The following is a 5132-nucleotide window of genomic DNA, read 5'->3' on the forward strand; positions in this document are numbered from 1 at the left end:
GCCCAGGCCCCCTGTCCCGGGGAGCCCGCCGCTCCGGCCGCCCCGATCCGCGCCATGGTCGTGGACGACCACGCGCTCTTCCGCCGGGGCCTGGTGTCGGTCCTGGACGAGGAGCCCGACATCGACGTGGTCAGCGAGGCCAACGACGGGGAGGAAGCCGTCCGCCTGGCCGCCGAGCTGCGTCCGGACGTCGTCATCATGGACGTGATGATGCCGCACACCAGCGGCATCGACGCCTGCTCGCGCATCCGCGAGGCGGTGCCGCACACCAGGTTCATCATGCTGACCATGAGCGACGACGAGAGCGACCTCTTCGACGCGCTCAAGGCCGGGGCCACGGGCTACCTGCTCAAGGCCATCTCGGTGACCGAACTCGCCGAGGCGGTGCGCGCCATCGTCAAGGGCGACTCGTTCATCAACCCGGCGATGGCGACCAAGCTCATCGGGGAGTTCGCCGAGCTGGCCAAGCAGGAGAGCGCGCCGCCCAGCCGCACGACCATCCCCGAGCTGACCCGGCGCGAGACCGAGGTGCTCAAGCTGCTGGCCCGCTCCCTGAACAACCGGGAGATCGGGGAGCGGCTGTTCATCACCGAGAACACCGTCAAGAACCACGTCCGCAAGATCCTGGAGAAGCTCCAGGTCCACTCGCGCACCGAGGCCGCCATCTACGCCGTCCGGGCCGAGTACGTCTCCGGGCGCTGAGGCCTTCCGGCCGGGTCGGGCTCCAGTGTCCGACGGACGGCCGCCAGCCGGACGCTGGAGCCCGTCCGGCACCAGCAGCACCACGAGTCCCAGGAGCACCGAGAACGCCCGCGTGGACGCGTCCTGCGCGTCACGGGCCGCACAGGGGCGCCGGGAGGGGGCGCGGCACCGTTCGGCGCACGCCCCGCGGCCGGTCGGGAGCCGCGCCGGGCGGACCTACTCCCCCGCGGAGGGGCCGAAGAGCAGCCCGGCGCTGCGGCGGGTCACGGTGAGCAGGTCGGCGTCGCGGAACAGGTCACCGAACCCCGAGCCCTCCAGGTTCCCCGTGAGGGAGAGCGTGGCGATGCCGTGCACGACCGACCAGCCCGCGACCATGGCGGCGGCCGCGTCCTCGACCTCCCGGCCCTCCTCGGCCAGGGACTCCACACCGGCGCGGAGCTCGTCGAAGGCCGCCGTGCGCGCCGCGTTCAGCTCGGCGTCGTCGTCGCTCAGCAGGCTGGGGGTGAACATCACGTCGAAGTGCGCCGGGTGGCCGGTCGCGAAGCGCACGTACTCCACACCCGCCTCCAGGAAGCCCCCGCCGGACTCGCGGTTGGCCCGCAGCCGCGCGGCCAGTTCGCGGAAGCCCTCGGTGGCCAGGGCGTTGAGCACGCCCTCACGGCTGCCGAAGTGGTGCCGGGGGGCGGTGTGGCTGACCCCGAGTTCGAGTGCCAGAGAGCGCAGGCTGAAGGAGTAGGGCCCCTCCCTGGCGATGGCCTCGGCCGCCTTCTCCAGGACGGCGGCCCGGAGGTTCCCGTGGTGGTATCCGTGTGCCATGGCTCCGCACCCTACGACGGGGGGTTGCCACTGTAAAGATTGCGGAGGCCTGCCCCGCCGCGAAGGCGGGGAGTACGCTGGACGGGTACCGGCCGCCCCGCGACAGGGGATAGCCGCTTCGCCGGTGACACTCGGGGCTCCGGTCCGGAAACGACCTCCCGCCGCAGGGAACAGCAGCACCGCCTCCGGACCGGAGCCCGCCCGGCTGTGCGCGCCGGGGCGCCGTGCGGGCCCCTCCGCGCCGGGGCGCCGTGCGGGCCCCTCCGCGCCGGGGACGAGCACGGGTCCACCACCGGAGATCTCCCGGAAGCCTCCCGGGGATGTCCCTCAGAACACGGCGAAGGCCCCTCCCGAACCCGGGAGGGGCCTTGCTGTCTGCGGTGGAGCTATGGGGATTTGAACCCCAGACCCCCTCGATGCGAACGAGGTGCGCTACCGGACTGCGCCATAGCCCCGAAGACGAGATCCACATTAGCAGGAAACCCGGAGTGGTCCGAACCGGCTTCTCCCGGTTCGGTCCCGGAGCGGGCGCGGCCCCGGCCCGGACCGTTCCCGGTCCGGACCGGATCAGTCCCCGGCCGCCCGCAGCCGGGCGTCCGCGTACTGGTCGTAGACCTGGCTGCGCCGCTCCTTGAGAGCGATCACCTCGGCCTCGCGCTCGGCCTCGCGCCGCCGCTCCGCCTCGTCGCGGCGGGCGCGCAGGACCTCACGGCGGCGGGCCCGCAGGGCCGCCTCCCTGCGCTCGGCGTCGGCCTTGGCGGCCTCACGGAGCAGGACCAGGTGTCCGGCGAACAGCAGCGCCGGCGGGGCGGCCACCCACCAGGGCCCCAGCCCGAGGGCCACGGCCACGAGGGTGGCGGCGTTCACCAGGATCAGCGTCGTGGTGCGACGGCGGCGGCGGGCGATGACGCGGGCGCGCGGCCCGGACTCGGCGCGGTAGCGCCCCGGGCGCGGCGCGTCCCCGGCGGGCCCGGGGGCGTCCGCCGGGGCGATGCCGTGGTCGTCACGGCGCAGGACCCGGGTCTCGGTGGCGTCCGGGTCCTCCGCACGCCCCTCGGCGTCCTCCCCGGCCTCGTCGGCCTCGGTCCCCGCGGGTTCCTCGTCCTCCCGCGGGTCCTCGTGGAAGGTGTCGGGGTCCTTCCGCAGCAGCATCGGCACCAGGACTATGAGCCACACCACCACGATGGCCAGGTACAGAGGAGAGCTGCTCATCACCCCTCCTCACGATGACGGCCACTGGACGTTGATCGACACCTCGTCGACACCGCGCCGCGTGGTGCTCCCGGGGACGGAGACGTCCCGGCGGGGAGCGCCGCACCCGTCCCTCCCCGGACCCGGGGAGTTTCCGGTGCGCCATATCCACGCGTTGCCCGCATCGTCAATGCGTCTATGTTCCGCACGGTACGACCCCGTGTCCATAAATGCGCCACATTCTGACCGGAGTGTCGCAAGATTGTGGACTCTCAGTTTCGGACGCCCTGACCCCGGGGGTGAAAGCACAGGTCAGCCAACGACTGCGGAGTGCAGTCCCAATTCAACGCAAAGTAATGAGTCAATGTCACTAAAGTCAGGTTTAAGTTCCGGATGCTTCTGCGATGTTGGCACGTTCAGTTCGGCTCCGGGTACGGACTCGCCGGATCGTGTGGATCCCGGCCGCCGTTCGGGCCCTGTGGCCCCAAAGCGGAACCGGGGCCGGAACCGGGTTCCCCGGACGGTCCGGAAGAAGAGGACTCGTGGCGCCACCGGTACATCAGCCCCTGGGGGACCTCCTCAGCGGTGATCGCGTAGCAGATGTGGTCGCGCCAGGCCCCGTCGATGTGCAGCTGTCTCCTGCGCACGCCCTCGTCGCGAAAACCCAGCTTGGCGACCACGCGTCTGCTCGCCCGGTTCTCTGGCCGGACGTTGGCCTCGATCCGGTGCAGCCCGACGCGGAAGAAGGAGTGGTCCACGGCCAGCGCGACCGCGGTCGGGGTGATGCCGAGCCCGGCGTGGGCGCTGTCGATCCAGTACCCGACCTGCGCCGACCTGGCCGAGCCCCACACGATGGCCCCCACCGTGATCTGGCCGACGAACCTGTCGCCGTAGAGGATCGCCCAGGGCATGGACAGGCCCTGCCTGGCCTCGTGGCGGATGGACTGGAGCATCGAGACGTAGGGGGTGAGCCCGGTGGTGCGCAGCGGCATCTCCGGATAGGTGGGCTCCCAGGGGCGCAGCCACTCCTCGTTGCGCGAACGCGTGTCCCGGAGCGCCGCGGCGTCGCGGAGCCGCAGTGGCCGGAGTACGACGGAACCCTCCTGGAGGGTGACGGGCCACCCATGTCTGCGATTCACGACCGTCCCTTCGATGCCCTCGGCACCGTAGCCCAGCGCTGCGACACCGGACGCGGAGGCGTCGGGTTCCCGTCGCCGGTGACGGGCTCCAGTATTCCACTCCCGGGGACGCGGCATGGCTGCGGTCGCCCCCGCGGGCAAGAATCGGCTGATTCTTAACTCCAATACTCCCGTACCGAAAACCGGCCCCGCCCCAAGGAATTCTCAACGGTCGGAATGCCCGGGATGTGATTCCGGTCATTGTCCGGTGTCATTCGGAGCGGGCGTGGTCGCCTCCGCGCAGCTGGTCCACCGCGTGCCGCAGCACCGGCGCCAGCACCTCCATCCCGTCGGCGGCGCCGCCCCGGGAGCCGGGCAGGTTGACCACGAGCATCCGGTGCCCCGCGCGCTCGGCGACCCCGGCCAGGCCGCGCGACAGGATCGCCGTGGGCACGCCCTTGTCCCGGCCCGCCGCACGCAGCGCCTCGGCGATCCCGGGGATCTCGTAGGACAGCAGGGCGCGCGTCACCTCGGGCGTGTGGTCGTGCGGGGTCAGCCCGGTCCCCCCGGTGGTGACGACGGCGTCGAGCCGCTCGTCCAGGGCGCGGCCGATGGCCCGGGCCACCGGTTCGCCGTCGGGGACCACCCACGGCCCCACGACCTCGCAGCCGATCCCGCGCAGCCCCTCGGCCACGACCGGTCCGGAGCGGTCCGGGTACACTCCCGCCGCCGCCCGGTTGGACGCCGTGACGACCGCCACGCGGGGGACGGGGGCGTCAGTCACCACGCCTCCAGTGGCCCTTCCTGCCTCCGGTCTTCTCCTCGACGCGCACTCCGGTGACCTCGGCCGCGGGGTCGATCGCCTTGACCATGTCCACCAGCCCCAGGGCCGCGGCCATGACGCAGGTGAGCGCCTCCATCTCCACGCCGGTGCGGTCGGCGGTGCGGACCGTGGCCCGGATGTCCACGCCCGCGTCCACGACGGTGAGGTCCACGTCCACCCCGTGCACGGCGATGGGGTGGCACAGGGGCACCAGGTCGGGGGTGCGCTTGGCCGCCTGGATCCCGGCGATGCGGGCGACGGCCAGGGCGTCGCCCTTGGGCACCCCTCCCCCGCGCAGGGCGGCGACGGCCTCGGGGCCGAGCAGCACCCGGCCCGACGCGGTGGCGGTGCGCGCGCTCACCGTCTTCTGCGAGACGTCGACCATGCGGGCGGCGCCGGATCCGTCCAGATGGGTGAACCCGGAGGGGTGGTCGGCCCCCTCCCGCCGTGGGGTGTCGGTCATGGGTCCGCCAACTCCTCCG

The 5132-nt window shown here is 72.5% G+C and carries 6 protein-coding genes and 1 tRNA gene; 1 reads left to right on the top strand and 6 read right to left on the bottom strand.

From position 1 onward, the window contains the following. On the top strand, nucleotides 1-702 hold a 702-nt coding region (locus tag DQW06_RS23340; RefSeq protein ID WP_232833132.1), incomplete at its 5' end, for a response regulator transcription factor. A gap of 216 nt (nucleotides 703-918) precedes the next feature. Here DQW06_RS23340 and DQW06_RS23345 read toward each other — a convergent pair. The 6 genes from DQW06_RS23345 to moaC all read right to left on the bottom strand — a co-directional run bounded on the left by DQW06_RS23345 (nucleotide 919) and on the right by moaC (nucleotide 5113). Continuing rightward, nucleotides 919-1518 (bottom strand): TetR/AcrR family transcriptional regulator, encoded by a 600-nt coding sequence (locus DQW06_RS23345; RefSeq protein ID WP_117199317.1) that lies wholly within the window; start codon nucleotides 1516-1518, stop codon nucleotides 919-921. A 381-nt stretch (nucleotides 1519-1899) separates the two neighbouring features. Then, nucleotides 1900-1973 (bottom strand) — tRNA-Ala (locus DQW06_RS23350). A gap of 112 nt (nucleotides 1974-2085) precedes the next feature. Next, nucleotides 2086-2730 carry a hypothetical protein gene (locus tag DQW06_RS23355; protein WP_013155085.1) on the bottom strand — a complete coding sequence of 215 codons (645 nt, stop codon included), beginning with the start codon at nucleotides 2728-2730 and terminating at the stop codon, nucleotides 2086-2088. A 395-nt stretch (nucleotides 2731-3125) separates the two neighbouring features. After that, nucleotides 3126-3848 (bottom strand): GNAT family N-acetyltransferase, encoded by a 723-nt coding sequence (locus tag DQW06_RS23360; protein ID WP_013155086.1) that lies wholly within the window; start codon nucleotides 3846-3848, stop codon nucleotides 3126-3128. 250 nt (nucleotides 3849-4098) lie between these two features. Next, nucleotides 4099-4611, bottom strand: a complete 513-nt coding sequence (locus DQW06_RS23365) for a molybdenum cofactor biosynthesis protein B (RefSeq protein ID WP_026338439.1) — start codon at nucleotides 4609-4611, stop codon at nucleotides 4099-4101. Then, entirely contained in the window at nucleotides 4604-5113 is a 510-nt protein-coding gene (moaC, locus tag DQW06_RS23370; RefSeq protein WP_013155088.1) for a cyclic pyranopterin monophosphate synthase MoaC, read from the bottom strand. The genes DQW06_RS23365 and moaC overlap by 8 nt, the downstream gene beginning before the upstream one ends. Nucleotides 5114-5132: the final 19 nt, after the last annotated feature.

It is taken from the genome of Nocardiopsis sp. TNDT3, assembly GCF_003427465.1.
Taxonomy (GTDB): Bacteria; Actinomycetota; Actinomycetes; order Streptosporangiales; family Streptosporangiaceae; genus Nocardiopsis; species Nocardiopsis dassonvillei.